The organism is Pseudomonas putida, from assembly GCF_005080685.1.
GTDB lineage: Bacteria > Pseudomonadota > Gammaproteobacteria > Pseudomonadales > Pseudomonadaceae > Aquipseudomonas > Aquipseudomonas putida_V.
The window spans coordinates 2,738,763-2,761,891 of the sequence record NZ_CP039371.1; the positions used below are offsets into that span (position 1 = coordinate 2,738,763).

Annotated in this window: 26 protein-coding genes and 1 pseudogene; 12 read left to right on the forward strand and 15 right to left on the reverse strand. The window is 63.8% G+C overall.

Going from position 1 to position 23,129, the window contains the following annotated elements; genetic code table 11:
- Positions 1-28: 28 nt before the first annotated feature.
- Positions 29-988, forward strand: a complete 960-nt coding sequence (locus E6B08_RS12605) for a PDR/VanB family oxidoreductase (RefSeq protein ID WP_136914306.1) — start codon at positions 29-31, stop codon at positions 986-988.
- 10 nt (positions 989-998) lie between these two features.
- A complete protein-coding gene (locus E6B08_RS12610) occupies positions 999-1,496 on the forward strand; it encodes a flavin reductase (RefSeq protein ID WP_136914307.1) in 498 nt (165 codons plus the stop codon).
- Positions 1,497-1,507: 11 nt separating this feature from the next.
- Here the strand turns inward: E6B08_RS12610 and E6B08_RS12615 are convergent, their stop codons facing one another.
- A complete protein-coding gene (locus tag E6B08_RS12615; protein ID WP_136914308.1) occupies positions 1,508-2,011 on the reverse strand; it encodes a MarR family winged helix-turn-helix transcriptional regulator in 504 nt (167 codons plus the stop codon).
- Positions 2,012-2,200: 189 nt separating this feature from the next.
- On the opposite strand from E6B08_RS12615, the gene E6B08_RS12620 reads away from it, so the two are divergent.
- Positions 2,201-3,325, forward strand: coding sequence for an amidase (locus tag E6B08_RS12620; protein ID WP_136914309.1), 1,125 nt, complete (start codon positions 2,201-2,203; stop codon positions 3,323-3,325).
- 7 nt (positions 3,326-3,332) lie between these two features.
- The gene (locus E6B08_RS12625) at positions 3,333-3,845 is read left to right on the forward strand and encodes a nuclear transport factor 2 family protein (protein ID WP_136914310.1); all 513 of its coding nucleotides are present in this window, start codon (positions 3,333-3,335) and stop codon (positions 3,843-3,845) included.
- A gap of 46 nt (positions 3,846-3,891) precedes the next feature.
- On the opposite strand, the gene E6B08_RS12630 is transcribed toward E6B08_RS12625, so the two are convergent.
- The 8 genes from E6B08_RS12630 to E6B08_RS12665 form a co-directional block, all read right to left on the reverse strand.
- Positions 3,892-5,211, reverse strand: a complete 1,320-nt coding sequence (locus tag E6B08_RS12630) for a hypothetical protein (protein WP_136914311.1) — start codon at positions 5,209-5,211, stop codon at positions 3,892-3,894.
- Between the two features lie 181 nt (positions 5,212-5,392).
- Complete coding sequence (locus tag E6B08_RS12635; protein WP_136914312.1) at positions 5,393-5,794, reverse strand: c-type cytochrome; 402 nt, start codon at positions 5,792-5,794, stop codon at positions 5,393-5,395.
- 210 nt (positions 5,795-6,004) lie between these two features.
- On the reverse strand, positions 6,005-6,919 hold the full coding sequence (gene feaR / locus E6B08_RS12640; RefSeq protein ID WP_136914313.1) for a transcriptional regulator FeaR: 915 nt from the start codon (positions 6,917-6,919) through the stop codon (positions 6,005-6,007).
- A gap of 319 nt (positions 6,920-7,238) precedes the next feature.
- Positions 7,239-7,757: a cytochrome c gene (locus E6B08_RS12645; RefSeq protein ID WP_136914314.1), complete on the reverse strand. Its 519-nt coding sequence runs from the start codon at positions 7,755-7,757 to the stop codon at positions 7,239-7,241.
- A 4-nt stretch (positions 7,758-7,761) separates the two neighbouring features.
- Positions 7,762-8,283: a methylamine dehydrogenase light chain gene (locus E6B08_RS12650; protein WP_016392015.1), complete on the reverse strand. Its 522-nt coding sequence runs from the start codon at positions 8,281-8,283 to the stop codon at positions 7,762-7,764.
- A 14-nt stretch (positions 8,284-8,297) separates the two neighbouring features.
- Positions 8,298-8,939, reverse strand: coding sequence for a methylamine dehydrogenase accessory protein MauD (gene mauD, locus E6B08_RS12655; RefSeq protein ID WP_136914315.1), 642 nt, complete (start codon positions 8,937-8,939; stop codon positions 8,298-8,300).
- A gap of 4 nt (positions 8,940-8,943) precedes the next feature.
- A complete protein-coding gene (locus E6B08_RS12660; protein ID WP_136914316.1) occupies positions 8,944-9,480 on the reverse strand; it encodes a MauE/DoxX family redox-associated membrane protein in 537 nt (178 codons plus the stop codon).
- Positions 9,481-9,495: 15 nt separating this feature from the next.
- Positions 9,496-10,644, reverse strand: coding sequence for an amine dehydrogenase large subunit (locus tag E6B08_RS12665; protein ID WP_136914317.1), 1,149 nt, complete (start codon positions 10,642-10,644; stop codon positions 9,496-9,498).
- Positions 10,645-10,843: 199 nt separating this feature from the next.
- Between E6B08_RS12665 and E6B08_RS12670 the strand changes: the two are divergent.
- The 3 genes and pseudogenes from E6B08_RS12670 (at position 10,844) to sodC (ending at position 14,019) form a co-directional block, all read left to right on the forward strand.
- Positions 10,844-12,330: pseudogene (locus E6B08_RS12670) on the forward strand (aldehyde dehydrogenase family protein).
- Between the two features lie 143 nt (positions 12,331-12,473).
- Positions 12,474-13,355, forward strand: a complete 882-nt coding sequence (locus E6B08_RS12675) for a LysR substrate-binding domain-containing protein (protein ID WP_136914318.1) — start codon at positions 12,474-12,476, stop codon at positions 13,353-13,355.
- Between the two features lie 148 nt (positions 13,356-13,503).
- On the forward strand, positions 13,504-14,019 hold the full coding sequence (gene sodC, locus E6B08_RS12680) for a superoxide dismutase family protein (RefSeq protein WP_136914319.1): 516 nt from the start codon (positions 13,504-13,506) through the stop codon (positions 14,017-14,019).
- A 32-nt stretch (positions 14,020-14,051) separates the two neighbouring features.
- On the opposite strand, the gene E6B08_RS12685 is transcribed toward sodC, so the two are convergent.
- The 4 genes from E6B08_RS12685 to E6B08_RS12700 form a co-directional block, all read right to left on the reverse strand.
- Positions 14,052-14,648 (reverse strand): START domain-containing protein, encoded by a 597-nt coding sequence (locus E6B08_RS12685; RefSeq protein WP_136914320.1) that lies wholly within the window; start codon positions 14,646-14,648, stop codon positions 14,052-14,054.
- Positions 14,649-15,178: 530 nt separating this feature from the next.
- Positions 15,179-16,015 (reverse strand): bifunctional allantoicase/(S)-ureidoglycine aminohydrolase, encoded by an 837-nt coding sequence (locus tag E6B08_RS12690; protein ID WP_136914321.1) that lies wholly within the window; start codon positions 16,013-16,015, stop codon positions 15,179-15,181.
- Between the two features lie 132 nt (positions 16,016-16,147).
- The gene (locus E6B08_RS12695) at positions 16,148-17,512 is read right to left on the reverse strand and encodes an LLM class flavin-dependent oxidoreductase (RefSeq protein ID WP_136914322.1); all 1,365 of its coding nucleotides are present in this window, start codon (positions 17,510-17,512) and stop codon (positions 16,148-16,150) included.
- A 16-nt stretch (positions 17,513-17,528) separates the two neighbouring features.
- Positions 17,529-18,509: an aliphatic sulfonate ABC transporter substrate-binding protein gene (locus tag E6B08_RS12700; protein ID WP_136914323.1), complete on the reverse strand. Its 981-nt coding sequence runs from the start codon at positions 18,507-18,509 to the stop codon at positions 17,529-17,531.
- 233 nt (positions 18,510-18,742) lie between these two features.
- On the opposite strand from E6B08_RS12700, the gene E6B08_RS12705 reads away from it, so the two are divergent.
- Positions 18,743-19,621: a hypothetical protein gene (locus tag E6B08_RS12705; protein WP_136914324.1), complete on the forward strand. Its 879-nt coding sequence runs from the start codon at positions 18,743-18,745 to the stop codon at positions 19,619-19,621.
- A gap of 3 nt (positions 19,622-19,624) precedes the next feature.
- Here E6B08_RS12705 and E6B08_RS12710 read toward each other — a convergent pair whose 3' ends face one another.
- Both E6B08_RS12710 and E6B08_RS12715 read right to left on the reverse strand, forming a co-directional pair.
- Complete coding sequence (locus E6B08_RS12710; RefSeq protein WP_136914325.1) at positions 19,625-20,287, reverse strand: class I SAM-dependent methyltransferase; 663 nt, start codon at positions 20,285-20,287, stop codon at positions 19,625-19,627.
- A 67-nt stretch (positions 20,288-20,354) separates the two neighbouring features.
- Positions 20,355-21,239 carry a DMT family transporter gene (locus tag E6B08_RS12715; protein ID WP_136914326.1) on the reverse strand — a complete coding sequence of 295 codons (885 nt, stop codon included), beginning with the start codon at positions 21,237-21,239 and terminating at the stop codon, positions 20,355-20,357.
- Between the two features lie 299 nt (positions 21,240-21,538).
- Here E6B08_RS12715 and E6B08_RS12720 point away from each other — a divergent pair, with 299 nt between their 5' ends.
- The 4 genes from E6B08_RS12720 to E6B08_RS12735 all read left to right on the forward strand — a co-directional run bounded on the left by E6B08_RS12720 (position 21,539) and on the right by E6B08_RS12735 (position 23,124).
- Positions 21,539-21,898 (forward strand): general stress protein, encoded by a 360-nt coding sequence (locus E6B08_RS12720; RefSeq protein ID WP_136914327.1) that lies wholly within the window; start codon positions 21,539-21,541, stop codon positions 21,896-21,898.
- Positions 21,899-21,965: 67 nt separating this feature from the next.
- Positions 21,966-22,220, forward strand: coding sequence for a hypothetical protein (locus tag E6B08_RS12725; RefSeq protein ID WP_136914328.1), 255 nt, complete (start codon positions 21,966-21,968; stop codon positions 22,218-22,220).
- A gap of 14 nt (positions 22,221-22,234) precedes the next feature.
- On the forward strand, positions 22,235-22,519 hold the full coding sequence (locus E6B08_RS12730; protein WP_136914329.1) for a DUF6555 family protein: 285 nt from the start codon (positions 22,235-22,237) through the stop codon (positions 22,517-22,519).
- Between the two features lie 71 nt (positions 22,520-22,590).
- A complete protein-coding gene (locus E6B08_RS12735; protein WP_136914330.1) occupies positions 22,591-23,124 on the forward strand; it encodes a hypothetical protein in 534 nt (177 codons plus the stop codon).
- Positions 23,125-23,129: the final 5 nt, after the last annotated feature.

The following is a 23,129-nucleotide window of genomic DNA, read 5'->3' on the forward strand; positions in this document are numbered from 1 at the left end:
GCCCCTTTGGTAATCCGAGGCACCGGCCATGAATGAAGAATTGTTGAACGTCATCGTGCGTAAGCGCGAGATCCAAGGGGCCGACGTGGTCGTCCTCGACCTGGGGCGGGCCGATGGCGCCGCTCTGCCTGCCTTCGAGGCTGGCGCGCACGTCGATATCCATGTGGCACCCGGCCTGGTGCGCCAGTATTCGCTGTGCAGCGACCCCGCCGAGGTGTCCGTGTACCGCTTGGGCGTGCTCAAGGACCCAGCGTCCCGAGGCGGCTCGGTACAGGTGCACGAAGCGTTGCACGAAGGCCGCGAGGTGCAGATCAGCGCGCCGCGCAACCTGTTCCCGCTGGCCAAGGACGGCAAACGCTCGATCCTGCTGGGCGGTGGTATCGGCATCACCCCGATGATCGCCATGGCCCACGCCCTGTATCGCCAGGGCGCGGACTTCGAACTGCACTACTGCGGGCGTTCACGCAGCCGCAGCGCGTTTCTCGACGAGCTGGCCAAGGCGCCGTTCGCCGCGCAAGTAGTCACCCACTTCGACGATGAGGACGCGGCCCAGCGCCTTGACCTGCCTAGCGTGCTCGGCAAGGCCGACGCCGGCGTGCACCTGTATACCTGCGGCCCGTCGGGCTTCATGGACTGGGTCATCGCCGGGGCGCGAGCGCAGGGCTTTGAGGAGGCGCAGATCCACAAGGAGTATTTCCAGGTCGAGGTCGACGTCAGTGGCGGCAGCTTCGAAGTGGTCGCCGCGCGCAGCAACAAGACCGTGCAGGTCGCCGAAGGCCAGAGCATTCTCGATGCGCTGGCCCAGGTCGGCATCAAGATCGATATCTCCTGCGAGCAGGGCGTCTGCGGCACTTGCATGTGCGAGGTGCTCGAAGGCGAGCCGGACCACCGCGATGTGTACCTGACCGATGAAGAGAAAGCCGCCAACGACCAGATCCTGGTGTGTTGCTCGCGGGCCAAGACCAACAAGCTGGTGCTGGATATCTGAGGAGATGACCATGGTAGACGTAACCCAATTTCGCAACGCGATGGCGATGCTCGGTGGCGCCGTGTCGGTCATCACCACCGATGGCCCAGCCGGACGCTTCGGTTTCACGGCCTCTGCGGTATGCAGCGTGACCGACTCACCGCCCACCTTGCTGGTATGCATGAACCGGTCTTCGTACTCCAACGAGCAGTTCAAGGCCAACGGCGCGCTGTGCGTCAACGTGCTGGCCGGCACCCACCAGGAGTTGTCGGGCGCTTTCGCCAACCGCAACCTGAACATGGACGAGCGCTTCGCAACCACTGGCTGGACCGTACTGGAGAGTGGGGCGCCGGTGATGCAGGAAGCGCTGGTCAACTTCGACTGCCGCATCGCCCAGGTGCACGAGGTGGGCTCGCACAGCATCTTCTATTGCGAGATCCAGGACATCCGCCATGGCGGCGCCGACGATGGGCTGGTGTATTTCAACCGGGCCTATCACCGCGTGTGCGAAGACTCCAAGGCCTGCTGAGGCCCCTGGCGTTACAAGGTCTCGAGGTTATGGAAGACCACTTCGAGCATGCGGTTCAAGCGCTGCACCTGGGCCTCGGTCAGGCCCTTGAAACTGCGCTGGAACAATTCCCGGGTCACTTCTTGCATGCGTTCGATGTTCTGCAGGCCGACCTCGGTGATACGCACCTGGGTCACGCGCCCATCCTCGGGGCTGGGGGCGGTGTCGACCAGGCCATCTTCCTTCATGCGATAGACGATCTTGGTGATCGTCGACAGCTTGGCGATGGCATGGGTCGAGATCTCGGAAATGCTCGATTCGCCGTTCTCGTTGAGGATCCACAGCACCCGCCAGCGTGGTACGTCGAGGTCGATCTTCTTGAGCAGACGTTCCATGTTCTGGGTGTAACGGCCATGCACGCGGGCCAGCCAGTAGAAGGGGAAATCCTCTTTGCGAAATTCATCGCTGGCCGGGTCGTGATGGCTGTGGCCCTTCCTGGCCGGGGACGCTGCTGAAGTGTTCTTGGCGTTGCTCATCGATTCACTACTTGTGCGGAAATAGTCGCGACATCATAGACCTTTCCGCGAATTTGGCTACCGCAAAGCGCTCGCGAATTGCTGGAATGTTCAGTTGACATTTCACGTAATAGAAACGCATTTTAACGGTTGCGCCACTAACGGCTGGGCCAGGCTCCGGCATCCATTCTTGAAAAGGGCTGCACGAAAATGACAATCATAGTTGAAACCCTGGACCTGGGCGGCAGTGGCCCCCGGGTCGTGGTCAAGGACACCCTCGATGTCGCCGGTACCGCGACCCGCGCCTCCAGCCAGGCACTCGAGCATGCGCCGCTGGCCGAGCGGCATGCCGAAGTGGTCAGCAATCTGCTGGCTGCCGGTGCGCGCCTGACCGGCAAGGTCAGCCTGCATGAACTGGCGTTCGGCACCACGGGCATCAACCGCTACACCGGCACTGCGGCCAACCCGCGCTTCCCTGGGCGTATACCCGGTGGCTCGTCCAGCGGCTCGGCCGCTGCGGTGGCTGCAGGCCTGGCCGACTTCAGCCTGGGGACCGATACCGGTGGTTCGGTGCGCATACCGGCCTGTTGCTGCGGCGTGTTCGGGCTCAAGCCCACCTTCGGCCGGGTCAGCCGCAAGGGCGTGATGCCTGCGCGTACCAGCCTGGACTGCGTCGGCCCGTTCGCCGCGAGCCTGCCGATGCTGGTTCGAGCCATGAGCATGATCGATCCGACTTTCACGCCTGCCCAGGTGCCGACCAAGGCCCGGATCGGTGTCCTGCGGGTCACTGCCGAAGCTGCGATCCACAAAGTGGTGCAAGGCGCCCTGGCGGCCAGCGGCCTGCCATTGGGCAATGTCGAACTCAAACACTTCGGTGCCGCCTATGAGGCCGGCATGGTGGTGATCAACCGCGAGACCTTCGAGGGCTGCGGGCACCTGCTGGAAACCGGCAAGGTCGGCGCCGACATCGCCGGGCGCCTAGCGGCGGCGGGGCAAACCAGCGACAGCGCGTTGGCGGAAGCCGAAGGGGTGCGCACGCGCTTCACCGAGGAAGTCGACCGCATGCTGGCCAGCTACGATGTGCTGGCCCTGCCGACCATGCCGGACTTCCCGCTGCGCCTGGAAGATGCCACCGACACCCGCGCGGTATTGGGCATGACCTCCCTGGTGCGGCCGTTCAACCTGTCGGGGCACCCGGCATTGAGCATTCCGCTGGGCAGCGAGTGCGGCTTGCCGGTCGGCTTGCAACTGGTGGCGGCCAAGGGCGCCGACGAGAAACTGCTGGCGGTGGCCGAGCGCTTGCTGCTCAACCTGTATGCCAACACCGGACGCTGAGGTGACGATGACCGATATCGTTGAGCTGCAGGCGCGCCTGCAGCGGTTCGAAAGCCAACAGGCCATTCGTGTCTGCATCAATCGCTACATGGAACTGTGTGACCAGCTCGATGCCAGCACCCCACTGGATGAACTGGCGGCATTGTTCAGCCGTGAGGCGCTGTGGGAAGGCAAGGGTGCCAAGTATGCCGAGAGTTTTGGCGGCTACCGGGGCCGCGAGGCGATCCGGGCGATGTTCGCCACCTACATGAAGACCCCGGCGCACTTCGCCCTGAACGTGCACTTCCTGACCAGCGAGGTGATCGAGGTGGATGGTGAGCAGGGCCTGGGGCGTTGGGTGATGTTGCAGACCAGCACCTTCGCCGATGGCGCCTCGCACTTGAACGCGGCACGCCTGACGGTGCGCTTCGCGGTGGAGGACGGGCAGTGGCGGATGGCGCATTTCCAGACCGAGAACCTGTTCAGCCGGCCGGTGACCGGCTGGAACAGCGAGGCCCCGTTGCCGGTGCCTGAGCGGTAATCCGGTTGGCTTCTTCGCGGCGCCGAGCCGCCGCGAAGAGGACACCTCAGAAGGTACTGACGAACACCACCTGGCCATACAGGTTCTTGTCATCGCTGCCCAACTGCGTGCCACCTTGCGCGGCACTGCGGTCCGGTTGGTACAGGCCCACCAGCGGCACGATCATCAGGTGCTCGTTGATCGTCCATTCGGCATACACGTCCAGCTCCTTGCCATCGACATTGCCCAGGTTGCGATCGATGGTGTCGAAGTGGAAGCCCATCACCCCGACATTGAGCGTTTCGCTCGGGCTCACCGTCAGGCCCACTTTCTGGATCCGTGCATTGCTGTTGAACGGCCCGGCGTAGTTGCCCGCCACCTCGCCCTGGAACCAGGTGCCCAGACCACGACCAAGGCCATAGAACAAGGTGTCGTAGCCTTCGGAGAAGCGGCTGTAGCGGTAGCTCAGGTTCGGCTTCCAGGGCAGGTCGGCGAAGGTCCAGCCGGCCTCCAGGTACCAGGCATCCTCGGTGGCGGTATGCGGCTTGTCCTGCTTGGCGTATTCGCCGGACAGGAACAGGTTCTCTACCCCGGCATTGCCCTGGCCACGCAGGCTGTAGGTCTTCATGCCGTCGCGTTCGAGTTGTTGCGCCGAGGCGTACTGCTCGTCGACGTGGGTTGTGCCGATGTAGGTCAGGCCCACGGTGCCGGCCTCGGCCACGTGCTCGAGGGTGGCCACGTGCATTTCGGTGTTGGCCTGGGCGCGGTTGTCCGATTGCAGCCACATCAAGTCGCCGCGCCAGCCCTGACTGCCGCCCAGGCGCAGCACGGCAGTCTTGTCGAAGCTTTTGCGCGCCGCCAGGTAGTAGGCGCCGCCGCGGTTGAACTCGCCATCGGCCAGGCCCTTGCCGACGTTCAACGAGTCGCCCTGGATCAGGAAACCGTCACCCACGGCCACCATCTGCTTGCCGAACGACAGGTCGATGCCATCCTCGCCCAGCAGCGGCACCAGGTTGCCGGACTTCCAGCCCAGGTAGGCGTCCTCGATCTTGCTGGTGCGTTCGCTGCCGTCGCTGAAACCTGCGGCATCGCCGTCGCCCCAGGTCGCCGAGCTGAGCATGGCGAAGGCGCCATACAGCGAGCCGACAGCGCCCAGGCGCTGGTCGCCGCTCAGGCCGTATTTGACATAGCCCTCCTGCCAAGCGGTCGAGCCGGCCCGGTCGCGGGCGATGGCGTAGCTCTCGTCGCTGTGGAACACGCCGTACACGGCCTCCAGGTTGGCATTGAGGTGGCGCTGGTCATCGCCGTAGAGTTCCAGGGCCGGCGCCTGCAGCGAAGCGCCGGCGAGGATCGCGGCCAAGGTAAGACGGAACGGGCGGTGGTGCATGGTCTGGCTTCCTTTGTTATGGGTTTGGCAGAAGGTCCAAATTCATGCGGTCGATGATGAAGCAAGGCCAGGCGCGGGCTTTTGCCCTGGCTGCCAGTTGCCTTTGGCACTGTGCCAAGGTGAGGTAAAGGCGGGATAAATGCAGAAGGCCCCAAGCGGGGCCTTCGTCGAGGGTGGGCGGTTATTGCTTGAGGCCGGCCAGGAAGCAGGTCACTGCCTGGCGTTCGTTGGCATCGGCAAGGCCCGCGTAGGGCATGTAGGTGCCGGGCACGGCGGCTTGTGGTTGCTGGATGAAGGCATCGACGCCCTGCGCGGTCCACACGGCCTGGCGGCTCTTCATGGCCTGGGAATAGTTGGCCCCTGCCACGCTACCGGGAGCACGGCCGATCACGTCGTGCAGGTTGGGGCCCATCATCACCGGGCCGTCTTTGTTGGCCGAGTGGCAGGCGGCGCAGTCGCGAGCGAACACCTGCTCGCCTTGCTGGGCCTTGGGCGCGGCGCATTGCTCGGCCAGGGCCAGGGGACTGGCCAGGGCGGCGAGCAGGAAGGGGATTGCGAACTTGCTGGATACGACGGTCGACATCACGCACGGTTCCTGGGTGGTTCTTGTTGGTATTGGCTTGATTGTGAGCCTGCCTGCGGCGGCGGGTTTTGTTGTGCCTGCCAGGGTGTTTGCTGGGCTTGTCAGCGGTGGGTCTGCATCGGCCCTGTCGCGGGTAAACCCGCTCCTACAGGGACTGTGAAGATCCTGTAGGAGCGGGTTTACCCGCGAAAGGGCCGGTGCGGATGAACGTCAGTTGGCGTGACGCTTGCGATATTCCCCGGGCGTCATGCCAAAGCGTCCCTTGAACGCGGTACTGAAATAGCTCGAGTCGGAGAAGCCCCAGGCATACCCCAGCGACGACACCTTCTGATCCATCGCCGGGTTGCGCAGGCTCTCCGCGCAGAAGTCCAAGCGGCGGTTGCGGATGTACTGGGCGATGACCAGATCGTGCTTGGCGAAGATGCGATACAGGCTGCGCATGGAAATGCCCACTTCACGGGCGATGGATTCAGGCGTGAGGGTCTCGCACGTGATGTTCTGATCTATCAATGCCAGGGCCTTGCGGAACAGCCGTTCGTGGCTACCCGGCACGGTGTCCTGGCTGATGGCCGGGCGCAACAGGGCGATCAGCGCGTCGAGCACGGCCTGGCTTTCGTTGTTGGTCATGTGCTGCGTGCGTCCGGCCTCGAGCATCAACTGCCGGGCCATGCTGGCGAGCGGTGTGCACGCCTCGATGCGCTTGGCACAGGTCACGTTCATGCCACGGGTGCCGCTGGCGACCTGGGCACGTGGCAAGATCAGCGACAACTGCCGCGAGCGCTGGTGAAAGTACATGTCGAGCGGGGCGCTGGCATCGATCAAGGTCAGGTCGCCGGCTTGCAGTTCGATGCACGTTTGCTGGTGCTCGATGCGTGATGTGCCGGCCATCTGCAGCACGGCATAGTAGTTGTCGGCGCCGCTGGCACGGATTTCCCGCTGCCCGCGGAACAGGTTGACCTGGGTCATGTCGACGATGCTCATGGACATCTGGCCTACCTGGCACTTTTCGAGCTGGCCGACGAACCCTGGGTCGAGCATGCGGCCATTGAAATGGCCACAGGCTTCGTTGACCTGGCCGAGCCAAGCCTGGAAATGGTCGTCGCGAACACGGGTTGCAGGGAGCATGGGGGCCTCGCACGGTGTGACGTGGAACGGGTCGCTGGGGCGAACTCTTGGATTAAGGGGTAAAGCATTAAAATTCACTTGAATATTCAAGCAAAAAACGAGCCTGTCGAGCAGGGGCTACCTTGTGATTTCTATATAACTATCTGAAATCAAAGGTTTTAATTTTGCGAAGTGGGCAAATTGCGCGATGACGGCAGGCGGCGGAGGAGAGGCTTGTGCATCAAAGTGTAGCAATTTGTCGCACGGAGTGTTTCCAGATGTTGCACTTAGAAAAAAGCCCGCAGAGGAGGCGGGCTAAGGGGCACGTCGCACACGTGAATCAATGGTTCAGGCCGTCTCCGATGGCGATCCCCTGGGCGCGCATCGCCTCGATCAACCCGGCCCGAACGTGCGGCAGGTTGAGCATGCTGCGCGCACGAACCCGTTGCACTTCCTCGCCGCTGTAGGGTTCCCAGTGCGCGGGAGTGCTGTTACCGGCCATGCCCTCGGCCGCCAACAGCCAGTTGAGCAGGTCGGCGATCTGCTGATCGCTGAGCGCCGATTGCGAAATCCCCGGCACCCGCACCAGAAACTCGCGGCCACCCGGCACCCGCAGGAAGTTGCCGACGAAACCCTGCATGCGCGGGGTATCGTTGGCCGCCGAGCCTTCGCCGTGGTCGCGGTGGCAGCCAGCGCATTGCAGCTGGTAGTTCACCGGCGTCGAGTACCCGGCCTGGGCAATGGGTACAGGAGGCTCCTCGTTGCCCGGCGCCGGGCGTTGGTTGGGGTTGGGCAAGGTCCGGGTCTGGGCGAGCGGCGCCAGCAGGCACAGGACCAGAAACGCCAGCAGCGCTTTCACGGCGCTATACCGCCACGCCACGGATGATGGTCACGGTGCAGTTGTAGATCTTCGACTCCGCACCCAGGCACCAGTTGATGTCATTGTTGTTGAACGGTCGGTACAGCGGCTGTTCGTCATCGTTGCGCGAACAGGCGCACTGGCCACAGGCGTGCTTACCGCAGCAATCGTTGTACGAAATGATGTAGTTCTTGCCGTCGGCGGGGTTGCGGCAGGTGCCGATCCAGGTCACCAGCGAGGCGTCGGTGCCCGGTGGGCAGGAGGTGATCGAGCCGCCGCAGCACGAGCAGAGGAAACCGTCGATCGAGCAGTTGCGCCAGTAGTCGCAGCTGGTCGGATCGCCCGGGTCGCCCATTTTCGGCTCATCGGCGGCCAGCGCCTTGGCCGTGCGGTCGATCGGCAGCAGCACCGGCAGGGCCGCACCGGCGACGATCAGCGAGCCAAGGCGTGCCAGTACCTTGCGTCGCGACGTGGTGTCGGCGACGTGGCGGCTGGAGCGTTCAAACAGTTTGTCGAGAAAACTCATGGTCGGCTCCGCGATCAGTGTTGCGCGCTGTGTGGGTGGGCGTGGTCATGGTGGTGGTCGTGCGCATGCGGGTGGTCGCCATGCAGGAACTGCTGCAGGCTAGCGCTGCCCAGGTGGACGGTCTCGAACAGGCTGTCGAGGTGTTCGCGCGAGTTGACCAGCCCTTTGGCGCGTAGGGTGCCGGCCTGGTCGATCAGCACGGCGTAGGGCAACTTGCCGATCTGGTAGGTCATGCCGATTTCCGGGCCGACCACATAGGTCGCCTGCTGCAGGCCGTTGGCCTCGATCAGCGCCTGCTGTTCGGCGAAGTCGCCGTCGCTGACGTAGATCACGTCCAGCGCGCCGCTGTTGTCCTTGGCGATGGATTTCACCGCTGGCAGCAGCGACTTGCACACCGGGCAGCCGGGGGCGAGGAAGAACAGCAGCTGCGAGCGTTCGCCACGGTAGCCGATGTTCACGGGGCGACCATGGCGATCGGCGGCGGTGACCTGGGGCGCGGGGTCGTTGACGGTAACGCCCTTGTCGACCATCAGCGCGCCGGCCGGAGCGATGCGCCCATGCAGCACGCCGATCTGGCGTACCAGGGCCATGACGGTGAAGGCGACCGCGATCAGCAGCAGCCAGAGCAGGATGTTCGATGCGATGAGCAGTTGCATGGGGTTATCTCCCGGTCAATTTGGCAAGACGCGGCTGGTTGGCCAGCAGGCCGTCCACCGCTACATGAATCAGCAGTGCCACGGCACCGGCCGCGATCACCACGAAGATGTCCAGCGCCCCCAGGGCGCGTTCGGCCATGGGCCACGCGGCAAGGCCGGCAAGCAGGGCGATCGCCAGGTTGCGCAACAGCAATACCGGGCGCAGCGGTTGCGCGGCGCCGGGGCCGGAGCAACCGCAGTCGATGTCGCGGCGGCCACGCCACAGGTTGAGCCCGATGAGGCTGGCGTACAGCGCCATCAGCAGCATCACCCCGAGCGCCGCGAGCTGCCGCCATGGCGGCAGTAGCAGTGCCAGCGCCAGGCCCAGTTCGGCCAGGGCCAGGCTGGCAGTGGCTGCAGGCACCAGGGCAGCAGGGACCACCTGGTAGGCCCGGGCGATGCCGTTGAAGGCGCGCCAGTCACGCAGCTTGTGGCTGGCGGCGCTGGCCAGCAGGGCTGCCACGGCGGTGCCGCTGGCAATCACGAAGACAGGATCGAGCATGGTCTGCACTCCCATTCACCAAGGCGCCAGGGTCAGCACCGGGGTATCGGCGATCTGATCCATGGCGCCACTGTGCTTGCCGCTGACCAGGTCGAAGAACTGCACGCCGCCTTCGAGGTCGGTGGCGGTCAGAATCGGTGCCTTGTCGTGGCTGGCCTGCAGGCTCCACACCGGCTTGGGCGACTCGAGGGTGCCGACACGCTTGCCAGTCTTGAGGTCGAAGGCCCAGATGGTGGTGCTCGGGTCTTCCCACTTGCCGTCGGTGTGCTGATCGTGCATCAGCGCATACAGCCGATTCAGGCCAGGGGCCACGGCCAATGCCTGCCAGCCGCCCGGTGCCCAGCCTTGCTTGCGCTCGGTGTCGCTGACCAGCGACCAGGTGGGCAGGGGCTTGGCCTTGCCGCCCTCGAAACTCACCGGGTACACCTCGCCATGGGTGGTGGTGAAGTAGTAGGTGTCGCCGTTGGCGATGGCGCGTTCGTTGAGGCGCACCTTGTTGGGATCGAAGAACGGAGTCTGCGTGCGCGAGACCTCTTTGCCGGCGTCGTCGAGGGTCACCACCAGCAGTTGCCCGTCACCGCACAGCGAGGCGAAGCTGCGCTTGCCCACCGGGTAGTTGAGCACGCAGCCGCTGATGGCCACTTCGCTGGCGACCTTGTGCGCCTGGGTGTCGACCACGGTCACCGACGTCGAGGGGGTGAGGTTGAAGACGTACGCCAGCTTGCTGTCGGCGCTCACGCCCATGGCGTACTTCTCGGTCAGCGTCGAGGCGCGCTTGGCCGGCAACACCACTTCCCATTGCGGGCGCAGGGTCTGGGTGTCCCAGGCCACCAGCACGTCGGTGCGCTCGCCGTAGGTGCCGCGCGAGTAGAACAGGTTGGCCGAGTACAACGTGCGGTTGTCGGGGCTCAGCGCGGTCGGGGCGACGAAGGCGTTGGTGGTCATGCCCAGCATGCGCTTGGCCTTGGGGTCGACCACCACCACCTTGCCGGCGATGGGGTTCTTGAAATCCACATCGAGGATATAGACCCGGTGCGGGTCGGGCGGGAAGGGCAAGGTGTTCTGGCCGATCTGTTCGGCGGGCAACTCGGCCCGCACCGCGCTGGTACTCGCGGCCAAGGCCAAGGCCAGGGCTGAGATGCTGAGCCTGTCTACGCGACGCATTGGCTATCTCCGATGTTGTTATGGGTTATGCAGAAATCGCAGTGATCGCAGTGTGCCGCCTGGCCCGAGGTGGTGATTTGGCCAGCGTGACATTCTGTTGAGGCTCCCTGACAAAACGCCGGCTGGGGCTGGCAGGCGGCTCGGCAGGCGTTGAAGATCGCCCCGCATACCTTTTGCGCTGCCATCCAGGAGTCATGTCATGAGCGATATCCAGCTGTTACCTGCCGTGGTCGAGTTCCTCGCCCGGCCCCACGGCCACTTCATCGACGGCCGTTACGTGGCGGGCGAGGCGGGGCTGTCGATCGACATACACGACCCGTCCAGCGGCACGATCGTCAGCCGCGTCGCCGATGCCAGCGAGGCGGAGGTACAACAAGCGGTGCGTAGTGCCCGGCACGCGTTCAAGGGCGCTTGGGCTGAGGTTTCGCCGTATCAGAAGGGCGTGATACTCAACCGCCTGGCCGACCTGATCGAGGCCAATGCCGAAGAGCTGGCCCAACTCGAAACCCTTTGTTCGGGCAAATCGATCAATCTCTCGCGCGGGTTGGAGATCGCTCAAAGTTTAGTTTTCCTGCGTTACTTCGCCGGCTGGGCGAGCAAGATCACCGGCCAGACCATGACGCCTTCGATCCCCTCGTTCGGCACTGAGCGCTACACGGCCTTCACCCTGCGCGAACCGGTGGGTGTGGTGGCCGGGATCGTGCCGTGGAATTTCTCGGTGATGATCGGCATCTGGAAGATCGCCTCGGCGCTGGTCACCGGCTGCACCATCGTGGTCAAGCCCAGCGAATTCACGCCGCTGACCCTGCTGCGCATCGCCGAGCTGGCCATCGAGGCGGGTGTGCCGGCGGGGGCGTTGAACGTGGTCAATGGGCGCGGCAGTGCCGGGCAGTGGCTGATCGAGCAGCCGCAGGTGGCCAAGGTAGCCTTCACCGGCTCGGTGCCGACCGGCATCGCCGTGGGCAAGGCGGCGATGGCGGCCAACCTGACCCGCGCCACGTTGGAGCTGGGCGGCAAGAACGCGGCGGCGTTGCTGGCCGATGTCGATGTCGATAGCGCCGTGGCGGGCATCGTACAGACGGCCTATGTGCATCAGGGGCAGGTCTGCGCCTCGCCGGAGCGGCTGTATGTGCACCGCAGCAAGGTTCAGGCGTTTACCCAGAAGCTCGGGGCTGCGTTGGGGCAGATGACGATCGGCTCGGCGCTGGATCCGCAGGCGCAGTTCGGTCCGTTGGCCAATGCCCAGCATCTGGAAAAGATCGTCGGTTTCTTCGAACGGGCCAAGGCCAGCAATACGGTCGTGTGTGGGGCAATGCGCTGGATCGGCCGGGGTATTTCGTCGAGCCTACGGTGGTGTTGGCCAATGGTGCGGATGATCCGCTGCTGCACGAGGAGACCTTTGGACCGATCGTGTGTGTGTTGCCGTTCGATGATGAAGAGCAGCTGCTGGAGATGATGAACGACAGCCCCTACGGCCTGACTGCGAGCGTCTGGACCAACGACCTGTCCAAGGCATTGCGCCTGATTCCACAGATCGAGGCGGGCACGGTCTGGGTCAACATGCATACCTTCCTTGACCCGGCAGTGCCGTTTGGCGGAGTGAAGGCTTCGGGGGTTGGGCGGGAGTTCGGAAGTGCGTTCATCGAGGATTACACGGAGTTGAAGTCGGTGATGATTCGGTACTGAGTCTGGCTGCTGTGGGGCAGCGCGGTATCCGTTGACGGCGCTGCCAACCACGAGGCGAGAGCAGAGGCGCCACGGATTTACCTGTCGAGCGACCGCAAGGCATGGTAAAAAGCCGCATTGCCATTCAGAAGTCGAATACCAAGATGTCCAACAGCGTTAAATCGAATAGATCACTGTTCGACCTCGACCTGCTCCGCGCCATCGTGGTCGTAGCCGACTGCGGCAGCTTCACCACCGCCGCGACACGCCTGCACTCCACCCAGTCGACCATCAGCCAGAAGGTGCGCCGCCTGGAAGACATGGTCGGACATCGCCTGCTCGTGCGCGGCAATCGCGACGTGCTGCCTACCGACGCCGGGCAGACTTTGCTCGGTTATGCCCGGCACATGCTGGCGCTCAACGACCAGATGCTCGAGGCCCTCGCCGGAGCCATGGTCGGCATCAGCGTGCGCCTGGGCGTGCCCGAGGACTTCGTCGGCGGACCAACCACCAATGCCTTGTCGGCCTTCAGCCGCCTGCACCCGCAGGTCAAGCTGGAAGTCACCAGCGGACTGTGCCGCGATCTCGCCCAAGCGTACGACAATGGCGAACTCGACCTGGTGCTGCTCAAGCAGAAGCGCAACAGCCGTGAAGGTGTGGCCTGCTGGCCGGAACGTCTGCAATGGATCGACAGCGCCAGCAGCCCGACTTTCGAACTCGATCCTGTGCCCCTGGTGACCTTCCCACCGCGCGGGCTGTACCGGGATGACATGATCAGTGCCATCGAAGGCATGGGCCGGCGCTGGCGCATCAGCTTCACCAGCTCAAGCCTCAGTGGCATCCAGGCCGCGGTCGCCGATGGCATGGGCATCAGCCTGCTGCCACCGCGAGCGGCGACCCGTGAGCATCGGGTGCTGGGCGCCGGGCAGGGGTTGCCAGAGGTGGACAGCTACGAAATCGTCATCCATCACCGCCCCACCGCCGATGTCATGGTCAAGGCGTTGGCCGAGGTGCTGCAGAAACTGCTGGCCGCCGGCGCTATCTGAGCCTGCCGTGAGCGTTTCAAAAGGCCTGCGGTGGTGGATCAGAGCAAGTGTTTCAGGCTGTGGCTGCTGGGAATGGTTGGGGCTCCATGCGGTCCCACCTTTTACGTGGGTACGACACCCGCCCAATTCCAAGCCATGGAGATACGACATGAAAGCAGTGGTGTTCACCGCATTGCTGGCCAGCGCTGGCCTGGTCCAGGCCGCGCAGACCGTGGAGCTGAAGATGGCCGGAGCCGATGGCCCCGGCAAGGCCATCGGAACCATCAGCATCGAGCAGAACACATACGGCACCTTGCTCACCCCCGACCTCAAGGACCTGCCGCCCGGCGTGCACGGTTTCCACCTGCACCAGAAAGCCTCCTGCGATCCGGCCCAGGAAAACGGCAAGGCCGTGCCGGCGGGTGCGGCAGGTGGGCATTGGGACCCGGATTCGACCAACGCGCACAAGGGCCCCTATGACGACAGTGGCCACCGCGGCGATCTGCCTGCGCTGTATGTCGGCGCTGACGGCAAGGCCACTTACCCAGTACTGGCGCCACGGCTCAAGGCCGAAGACTTCAAGGGCCATGCGCTGATGGTGCACGCCGGTGGCGACAATCACAGCGACCACCCCGAAAAACTGGGCGGCGGCGGGGCCCGCGTGGCCTGCGGCGTGGTGCAGTAACGCGCGGGGCGGCCCCCAGCGAGCCTGGCGTCTCACGGTTGCCGCTCGGCCACGGCACGCAGGGTGCGCAAGGTCACCACGGGTGCGTCGACGACGAAGCGATTGGCCAGCCAACCAGGGACGTCACCGGCCGGGTCGGCCTGGAGTTGGTAGGTGACCTCGGTTTCGCGCTCGCCCAGCGGCTTCATGATCCATTCTCCGCTCAGGTGCTGCACGCGGATCAGCCCCGGCTCCTTGGGCAGCTTGCCCGGTTCGGCCTGAAGGTGCCGCACCAGGGTGCCGTCGTCCAGCCGCTCGGTGCTGACCTTGAGGATGATGTCCCGGGGTAGCGTCGGCCACGGTAGGTTGGTGGTCAGGTAGACCCAGGTGCTATCGCCTTCGACCTCCACCAGGCGCATCTGGTCGCACGCGTACAGCCATTTGCAGGCCACCCGCAGGTTTTCCTGCAGGTCGACGAGTGTGCGTACGCTGGCCTTGATGGTACTGACGCCACGAAATTGCTGGTAGGGCGAATCGGCCACGCCGCTGAGGTACACGCGGATGCCCTCGCGGTCATAGGCGAGGTTCCAGTCGTCGGCCTGTCCAGGCGGGGACAGGAGCGCAATGACAAGCAACAGACAGCGATTCATGGATAGAGCCGCAATAGTTGAGCGTTTCGATTATGCGCGGCAAACGACAGGGGCGCCAAGGGGTACAGGTCCGATCCTGGATCGAGTGAATTCCCACCAGAGACAGCGTCGTTTCTAAGTGTTTGCAGAATGTTTACCTAGATATCTCGGCAAGGGCGGGGCGTATCGTTTTTCTGCCTGCAGTAGCCAAGTGAACACGACGTCTGCAGCAGGTAACTCCATAACCCACAAAGAAAGACACTTATGAAATCTATTGCATGGATAACGCTGGTGGCGATGACCGCCCTGGCTCAAGTCGCACACGCACAGACGCCAATGCCAATACCTTGTCCAGAAGGTACTTACGAAACGCCTGCAGGCCATTGTCAGCCGGAATGGGAGTTCGACTGATCGTAAATGGCTTGAAAGGTCACGAGCGGCGTAGTCCGCTCGGGCGATGAACGCTGGAAAGGAGGGGCAGACCCTGATCCGATGTTCGGGGTCTACAACGCCCCACCTTTCCAGTCCCGGCATTCAGCCAAGCGAAGCCATCAGCGCTGCGGGTTGAGCGTCAGGTGCACGTGGCGGTTGACGTCTTTGTACAGCAGGTAGCTGAACTTGCCTGGGCCGCCGGCGTAGCAAGCCTGCGGGCAGAAGGCACGCAGCCACATGAAGTCGCCGGCTTCGACTTCCACCCAATCCTGGTTCAGGCGATACACTGCCTTGCCCTCGAGCACGTACAGGCCATGTTCCATGACATGAGTCTCGGCGAATGGAATCACGCCGCCGGGCTGGAAGGTGACGATGTTGACGTGCATGTCATGGCGCATGTCGGCCATGTCGACGAAGCGGGTGGTGACCCAGCGGCCTTCGGTGCCCGGCATCTCGATGACCGTGGCATTGTCGCGGTGGGTGACGAAGGACTCCGGTGCGGCCAGGCCCTCGACTTTCTGGTAGTGCTTGCGCAGCCAGTGGAAGGTGACGTTGGACTTGCTGTTGTTGCGCAGGCTCCACTCGGCGCCTGGCGCCAGGAAGGCGTAGCCACCGGGTACCAGGGTGTGATGCTTGCCTTCGACGGTGATGTCCAGTTCGCCTTCGACGATGAACACCACGGCTTCGGCGTTCGGGTCCAGCTCAGGGCGTTCGCTACCACCTTCCGGGGCTACTTCGACGATGTATTGCGAGAACGTCTCGGCGAAGCCAGTCAGCGGGCGGGCGATGACCCACATCCGCATCTTGTCCCAGAACGGCAAGTGGCTGGTGACGATGTCACGCATCACGCCCTTGGGGATGACGGCATAGGCCTCGGTGAACATGGCACGGTCAGTCAGCAGCTCGGTTTGAGCCGGGTGCCCACCGTGGGGGGCGAAGTACGAATGGTTCGACATGGACGATCTCGACTTGTTGTTCTCTCCCCATGCCTGGTACCACACCGGCCGGTGCGCGCAGGGGATGTACGGACAGCATAAGAGCCTGTCCGCAGCATCCACAAATTAAATGTTGAAATACCCAGTATCCATTTACTGAATGCTGACCTGTTGCCCAGCATGTGTCTCTGCCAGGCGATCGCCCTGGCCGAACAGCTTGTGGCGCAAGGTGCCGTCGCGGTACGCGCTTGGATAGCGGCCGCGCCGCTGCAATTCAGGCACCAGCAGATCGACGACCTGGGTCAGGTCGTCTGGTTGCACGGCATAGGTCAGGTTGAAGCCGTCGATGCCGGTCTGGTCGATCCACTGCTCGAGCTGGTCGGCGATGTCGCTCGGCGACCCAACCAGTACCGGTCCGCGGCCCCCCAGGCCGATGAACTCTGCAGCCTCGCGGACCGTCCAGCGGCGGTTCGGGTCTGCTGCGGTGAATGCTGCGAGGGCAGCACGGCCTGCGTCGTTTTCCACATAATCGATGGGCGCGTCCGGTTCCAGTCCGGCGAAGTCGATGCCGGTCCAGCCCGAGAGCAGCGCCAGGGCGGCGTCGAGGTCGACGTAGCGACGGTACTCGGCGAAACGAGCCTGGGCCTCCTCGTGCGTGGGGGCCACGATCAGCAGCGCCTGGGCGTAGATCAGTACCTCGTCGCGGCCCCGCCCGACCGCCTCGCTGGCCTGGCGGATGCCATCGGCGTAGCGGCGCAGCACCGTCGGGGTCGGCCCGCTGATGAACACGCACTCGGCGTTCCTGGCGGCGAACTGCTGGCCCCGCGCCGAGGCGCCTGCCTGGAAGAGGACCGGCGTGCGTTGCGGTGAGGGCTGGCACAGGTGCATGCCCGGTACCTGGAAGTGTTCGCCAACGTGGCCGATCGGGTGAACCCGCGTGGGCTCGATATAGCGGCCGGTTTCGCGCTCGAGCAGCACCGCGTCATCTTCCCAGCTTTTTTCCCAGAGTTTGTACAGCACCTCCAGGTATTCCTCGGCCAGGTCGTAGCGCTGATCGTGACCCAGCTGGCGTGGCAGGCCAAGGTTGCGTGCGGCGCTGTCGAGGTAACCGGTGACGATGTTCCAGCCGACCCGACCGTTGCTCAGGTGGTCGAGCGTGGACATGCGCCGGGCGAAGGGGTAGGGGTGTTCGTAGGTGAGCGAGAAGGTGATGCCGAAACCCAGGTGCTCGGTCACCCCGGCCATTGCCGGCACCAGCAGCAGCGGGTCGTTGACCGGCACTTGCACGCCGCCGCGCAAGGCCGCCTCGGGCCCACCCTGGTAGACGTCGTAGATACCCAGTACGTCGGCGATGAACAGGGCATCGAACAGCCCGCGTTCGAGCAGGCGGGCGAGGTCGGTCCAGTAGTCCAGGCGGTTGAAGGCCACGCTGGTGTTGCGCGGATGGCGCCACAGGCCAGGGGACTGGTGGCTGGCGGCATTCATGCTGAAGGCGTTGAAGCGGATCGGACGGGGCATTGCCGGCAAACTCCTGTCAGGGCAGTACGGAAGCGGGATAGACCGCGTCGGCCACTTGCAGCTTGTGTGGGATCAGGCCCAGGCCCTGGAAGGTGTCGGCGAGCTTCTGTTGCTCGGCGACGATCTGCGGGGTAATGGCCACGGCATTGTAGTTACGCCGTTCGCTGGCGATTTCCAGCACGTCGGCCTTGATCCCCAGTTGTGGTGCCAGCAGTGCGGCGACTTCGGCAGGCTTGGCGTTGGCCCACTGGCTAACCTTGGCCAGTTCGCCGAAGAAGGTCTTGAGCAGGTCGCGGTTGTGGTCGGCGAAGTCGGCGGTGGACAGATAGAAGGTACGGTTGTTGGAGAGCCCGCTACCATCGCGCAGGTTTTTCAGCCCAGGCTGGCTCTCGGCAGCCGCCAGGAACGGATCCCACAAGGTCACGGCCTGGACGCTGCCCGATTGCAGGGCGGCCACGGCGTCGGCAGCATTGTTGACGTAGGCCGGGGTGATGTCCTGGTAGCTCAGGCCAGCTTGCTCCAACGCAACGGCCAGCAGGTACTGGGCGTTCCAGCCACGGCCGGTGGCCACGCGCTTGCCTTTGAGGTCTTGCACGCCGGTAAGGTGGTCTTGCTCGCGCACCACCAGGCCGATACCGCGTGGGTAGGGCTGCTCGGCGGCCAGGTAGACCACGGGTTTGCCTGCAGCCTGGGCGAACACCGAGGGGGCGTCGGCGGCGTGGCCAAGGTCGATGGCGCCGGTGCTCAGTGCTTCGAGCAGCTGCGGGCCGGCGGCGAACTCGTGCCAGCTTACCTTCACGCCCTGTGGCGCCAGGGCTTTTTCCAAGGCACCACTGCCTTTGAGGATGTTGATGCTGTTGAACTTCTGGTAGCCGATGCGCAGGGTCTTGCCGTCATCGGCAAGCGCACTGGACCAAGGCAACAGGGCGCTGGCGACACCGGCCAGCAGGCCGCCTACCAACAGGCGGCGCAGGGGAGAGAAGACGCGGGCGGGCATGAACGACGCTCCTTGAGCGAGAATGAAAGAGAGCCTCAGCCTAAGCAGGTGGCGTTGGGCTTTCAATTTTTTAATTCCATTTGGTTAGAATGTTTTGTTCTTTTTATATCTTTTTGTGTTTTATCGCGGTGTCGCGTGGGGAGCGTGCTGGCAACGCCCGGTTGCCGGGCCGGTCACGACATTTTTTTCACATCCGCTTGCTAGGATCCTTGCGCCAATCAAGGAGCCACTACATGCCCATCCTGCGCCGGCGCGGCGTTCGCGTCGCCCTGACCACCACCACAGGCCTGCTTGCCGCCACCTTGGGCTTCTTCGCCTGGCAAACCTTCTATCCGGTGCAGGCCTCCGATGGCTGGGCAGTCGAGGTACTGCACAGCAAGGTCGACAAGGCGGCGTCCTTGTTGCCCCAGGCCGACGGCAGCCTGATCGTCAGCCGTGAGCTGGATGATGGTCGCGGCAGCATCCTCAAGATCACCCCGCAAGGCGATCGAGTGGTGTTGGTGGCCAACCTGTCCAAGCCCGACGGCATGGTGGCAGCGCAGGGGGGATGGGTATTCAGCCAGGAAGGCGGGCACGCGCCGGTGAGCCTGTCACGTAACGGCCAGGTGACTCGCTTGTTCGATGGCGAAAGCGTGCAGGGCTTGTGGAACGAAGCCGATCATTTGTTCGCCATCGAAGACCGCAAGGGCAATGGCCGTCTGCTGCGCTACGACTGGCAGAGCGGCCAGCTCGACGTGCTGCGCTCGGGCCTGAGTGAAACCGAAGGCCTGACGCGCTGCGGTGATGGTCGGTTGCTGTACACCGAGAAAGCCGCGGGCGTCGTCCGCGCGCTGTCCGATGATGGCCAGGACCCGGTGGTGGTCAGTGGCTTGCGCAACCCTACCTTTTTGCTCTGTGACCAGCGAGGCCTGTGGATCAGCGAGGACAATACCCACCGTTCACGCCTGGTGCGGGTCGACGCCGATGGCAGCCAGCACACGGTGCTGACGTTCCTCAAGGCCCCGCAGTCCATCGTGCCCGATGGCAAGGGGGGGTACCTGCTGGCCGAGGGTGGTCGCAACCGAGTGTTGCAGCTGACGCCACCGGCAGAAAAAGTCACGGCCCAGCGCTGAGGTTCAGCCGGCGACCATCAGCAACGACTGCGGCACGGCGCTCTGCGGGTGCTGCGGTTCCTGTAGGCTAAGCAAGCCGAAGCCGGCCATGTCCAGCGCGTTCAGCCAACTGGCCAGGGTACGGAAGTACCACGGCATCGGCTGCCAATCGCCGCTGAAACCGGCAAACGATTCCTCGCGCCAGCCATCCTGGTAGTCCCCGTTCGCCACGCTCCAGGGATGCAAGGTCTGGATCAGCAGCGCCCCGCCTGGCGCCAGCAGCGCTTTCATCGCGGCCAGCAATGGGATGATGTCCTGATGCAGGAGGGCGAAGTTGGCGCAGATCAGGTCATATCCACTGCCGACATCCACTCCGTCGTTGGCCAGTTGCGCGTAGCTGGCCTGATGCACACGCGGCGAGCCCGCTGCCTGGGCAGCGGCGACCAGTGCGGCATCGCCATCTACGCCAGTGGCGTCGATACCGCGGTCTGCCAATGCCCGCAGCAACCATCCTTCGCCACAGCCCAGGTCAAGCACCCGCTCGGGCTGGCGGCCAAGGATCGCCAGGAGGATGGCTTGATCGGTAACCTGCCGACGGCTTTCGATGGCGCCGCCGCGCACGGTGTCGATCCAGGCCCGGGCATTGTGTTGCCAGCTTTGCAGCAAGGCGTTTTCAGGGTCGCGCATCGTATGCTCCCGGGCAGTGGCTGGCCTCTAGCATAGGCACTCAAGGGTTGCTGGGCTTGCCGTTGGGTCAGCTTGGCAGGCGCCGGGAGCGGGTCGGTAGCAGCCCCAGCACCAGCATGCAGCCTATCAGGATCACCACGCCTCCGGCAGCTTGCAGCAGGCTCAGCGCTTCGTCGAGGAACAGTGCGCCGATCAGCACGGCGACCAGCGTGACCACGAACTCCACGCTGATGGTGCGGGTCGCGCCGATGCGGGCCACCAGTCCGAAGTACAGCACATAGGTGGTCGCGCTCATCACGCTGCCGCTGAGCAGCAGGTATAGCCAGTCACTGGCCTGTGGCATGGCAGGTACCGGTACCAGCACGAGCAGTGGCAAGGTCAGCACGCCGCCGGCCAGGAACGCCCCGCCGGTCACGGTCCAAGGGTCCTGCCCACGCAGGTGGAGGCTGGCATAGTTACTGCCGAAGGCTGCGCACAGGCAACCGAACAGCGAGGCGATGCAGCCGTGGATGAACGTCTCGGTGACCGGTTGGGCCGGGAAACCCACCAGCATGACGATGCCGAGCACGCCCAGAAGCAGCCCGAACAATCCTCGCACGGTGATCTTCTCCAACCCCCAGAGGCGACCGATGATCATCGAAAAAAGCGGGATGGTGGCCACCAGGATGGCCGACATGGCGGTGCCGATGCGCGGGGTGGCATAGGACAGGCCGACCAACTGCCCGGCCACGGTCGTGGCACCCACTACCAGCAAGGGTTTGAGCAGCGGTCGCAGGCGCAGGCTGCGGCCGACCAGGGCGGCCAGCAACGCCAAGGTGCCGCCAGCGACGAATGCCCTGAAGGTGACGGCCCCCACCCAGCCGAAGGCATGCACCACTTTCAACACCACCAGGAAGGAAAAGCCCCAGGCAATGGCCAGGAACAGGTAGGCGGCAATGTCGCGCGGTTGCATACGGCAGGGTCCATCCAGGGCAGGTGACGCAGGCTAGCGGTTGCCGGGGGGAGATTTCAAGCGCTCTGGGATGGCTATCGATCGCGCTGGGCGCGGACCTTTGGCGCGCTGGCCAGAGAGGCTCGCTGCTTTTCGGGGAGCGGCATACCCGGTGTGGGCCAACAGCGCGATGGATATTGGCCCGGCAGTCCTTTCGTGCACCTCGTCAGGCAGGTGCGAATCAAACTGGGGATCGGGCCGGATTGCGGCGTCGTAGCTGAACACAGACTTTCCTGTGTGATGACATGAGGTGAAGGATCATGACCAACAGCCACGATGACAAACATGGCAAGCAGGGCGGTACCGCCCAGAACAACCCCGGCAACTTCGCCAACGACCGCGAGAAAGCCTCCGAAGCCGGTCACAAGGGCGGACAAGCTTCGGGTGGCAATTTTGCCAATGACCGAGAACGGGCCTCCGAGGCCGGACACAAAGGTGGACAGATGTCCGGCGGCAGCTTCGAGAAGGATTCTGAAAAAGCATCCGAGGCCGGACACAAAGGTGGCAAGTCCTCCGGTGGCAACTTCGCCAACGATCACGAACGCGCCTCCGAGGCCGGCCGCATGGGTGGCCAGCACAGCCACGGCGGTGGTCGCAAAAGCGAAGACAGCGAGCGCTGAGTACGCCTGAACCAGGCCGGGGCGGCTATGCCCCGGCTTCCAGAATCCTCCTGTGAAGAGACCGAACATGGCCAGGAATCCGTTTCTGATCAGCTACATCTGTGACAACCAGGCTGGACATTGCCATATGGAGAGTGAAGACCACGCGCTGAGCATGGAGCAGGCCCGCAGCTACCTGCAGGGGTTGTACCGAGGCGAGGCTTGTTCGTTCCGTGACGTGCAGGTTCAGCGGATGCATTCGGCAAACCTGGGGCAGACCTCTACGCCGGGCGATCCGATTGAATTTTTTCCTCATGGCTCTGCTCCATTAGGCGAGTGCTGACTGAGGAGTCACTAATGGCTGGAACCAACCTGTACGTAATTGAATACGAGCTTCACGGGGAGTACCGAACGTTTATCCTGCGTACCGAGCGGATGGACAACGCCGAAGCCTGGCATTGGGCCAGTTGCGATGCTGGCGTAGGCATCATTCCGCGCTTTGGGCAACACAAGATCAAGAAGGTCAGTCGGCCCATGGCCGAACGCTACGGATTGTCCAATGTGCGCTGGCATCGGTCGGGGCAAGGCCCTGAGTTCGTGCCGTTGCCCGTGGACCCTAAGAAGTTCTCGGAATCGCTGTAACTGGCAGCTGCGGGAGTGGCGAAAGGTGACGCCGCTCCTGTGCCAAGGCCGATCGCCGAGGAGCCCGTACCGTGCCACGTATCATTACGCCCGCAACCCCCGACCATGAAATCAGCGAGCTGACCGAAAGCAACAGCAAAGTATTCGGCTCGCCCAAGGACCGTCTGGATTTCTACCGGCGTGAGATCCAGTACGAAACCAGCATCCTCGCCAACCGCACCGATGCTTATCTGGCTGCCCAGGCGTTCCTGGTGATCGCCTTCTGCTCCTCGATGGCCAACCTCAACCCGGACTGGGGTAAGGCTTTCACCTTGGTGGTGCCGCCGTTTCTGGCCCTGCTCGGTGCATTCAGCTCCTTGAACGCCTGGCCCGGGATTCATGCCGCCTACAAGATCATCGAACACTGGCAGTTCAAGCAGAGCCAGTTGCTGCGCAGCGAGCCGATGATGGGCATAGCGTACGACGAATCCCCCCTGTTCAGCGACACCGAAACCTCACAGCGTGGCTATCGCAAAGCGTTGCTATTTTCCTTGCGCACGCCGTGGGTGTTTCTGGTGTGCTGGATATTTCTGGGTGTCTATGCGCTGTTCGTGCAGTTGGCGTGATGTTT

Bases quoted from the DNA above. Each gene is read 5' to 3' on its own strand.
- sodC (WP_136914319.1), top strand. From the start codon at position 13,504: ATGAAAGCAGTGGTGTTCACCGCATTGCTGGCCAGCGCTGGCCTGGTC.
- E6B08_RS12620 (WP_136914309.1), top strand. From the start codon at position 2,201: ATGACAATCATAGTTGAAACCCTGGACCTGGGCGGCAGTGGCCCCCGG.
- E6B08_RS12715 (WP_136914326.1), bottom strand. From the start codon at position 21,239: ATGCAACCGCGCGACATTGCCGCCTACCTGTTCCTGGCCATTGCCTGG.
- E6B08_RS12635 (WP_136914312.1), bottom strand. From the start codon at position 5,794: ATGTCGACCGTCGTATCCAGCAAGTTCGCAATCCCCTTCCTGCTCGCC.
- E6B08_RS12650 (WP_016392015.1), bottom strand. From the start codon at position 8,283: ATGAGTTTTCTCGACAAACTGTTTGAACGCTCCAGCCGCCACGTCGCC.
- E6B08_RS12605 (WP_136914306.1), top strand. From the start codon at position 29: ATGAATGAAGAATTGTTGAACGTCATCGTGCGTAAGCGCGAGATCCAA.
- E6B08_RS12730 (WP_136914329.1), top strand. From the start codon at position 22,235: ATGGCTGGAACCAACCTGTACGTAATTGAATACGAGCTTCACGGGGAG.
- E6B08_RS12705 (WP_136914324.1), top strand. From the start codon at position 18,743: ATGCCCATCCTGCGCCGGCGCGGCGTTCGCGTCGCCCTGACCACCACC.
- E6B08_RS12725 (WP_136914328.1), top strand. From the start codon at position 21,966: ATGGCCAGGAATCCGTTTCTGATCAGCTACATCTGTGACAACCAGGCT.
- E6B08_RS12685 (WP_136914320.1), bottom strand. From the start codon at position 14,648: ATGAATCGCTGTCTGTTGCTTGTCATTGCGCTCCTGTCCCCGCCTGGA.
- E6B08_RS12665 (WP_136914317.1), bottom strand. From the start codon at position 10,644: ATGCGTCGCGTAGACAGGCTCAGCATCTCAGCCCTGGCCTTGGCCTTG.
- E6B08_RS12675 (WP_136914318.1), top strand. From the start codon at position 12,474: ATGTCCAACAGCGTTAAATCGAATAGATCACTGTTCGACCTCGACCTG.
- E6B08_RS12660 (WP_136914316.1), bottom strand. From the start codon at position 9,480: ATGCTCGATCCTGTCTTCGTGATTGCCAGCGGCACCGCCGTGGCAGCC.
- E6B08_RS12700 (WP_136914323.1), bottom strand. From the start codon at position 18,509: ATGCCCGCCCGCGTCTTCTCTCCCCTGCGCCGCCTGTTGGTAGGCGGC.
- E6B08_RS12610 (WP_136914307.1), top strand. From the start codon at position 999: ATGGTAGACGTAACCCAATTTCGCAACGCGATGGCGATGCTCGGTGGC.
- E6B08_RS12710 (WP_136914325.1), bottom strand. From the start codon at position 20,287: ATGCGCGACCCTGAAAACGCCTTGCTGCAAAGCTGGCAACACAATGCC.
- E6B08_RS12615 (WP_136914308.1), bottom strand. From the start codon at position 2,011: ATGAGCAACGCCAAGAACACTTCAGCAGCGTCCCCGGCCAGGAAGGGC.
- E6B08_RS12695 (WP_136914322.1), bottom strand. From the start codon at position 17,512: ATGCCCCGTCCGATCCGCTTCAACGCCTTCAGCATGAATGCCGCCAGC.
- E6B08_RS12720 (WP_136914327.1), top strand. From the start codon at position 21,539: ATGACCAACAGCCACGATGACAAACATGGCAAGCAGGGCGGTACCGCC.
- E6B08_RS12625 (WP_136914310.1), top strand. From the start codon at position 3,333: ATGACCGATATCGTTGAGCTGCAGGCGCGCCTGCAGCGGTTCGAAAGC.
- E6B08_RS12690 (WP_136914321.1), bottom strand. From the start codon at position 16,015: ATGTCGAACCATTCGTACTTCGCCCCCCACGGTGGGCACCCGGCTCAA.
- E6B08_RS12630 (WP_136914311.1), bottom strand. From the start codon at position 5,211: ATGCACCACCGCCCGTTCCGTCTTACCTTGGCCGCGATCCTCGCCGGC.
- mauD (WP_136914315.1), bottom strand. From the start codon at position 8,939: ATGCAACTGCTCATCGCATCGAACATCCTGCTCTGGCTGCTGCTGATC.
- feaR (WP_136914313.1), bottom strand. From the start codon at position 6,919: ATGCTCCCTGCAACCCGTGTTCGCGACGACCATTTCCAGGCTTGGCTC.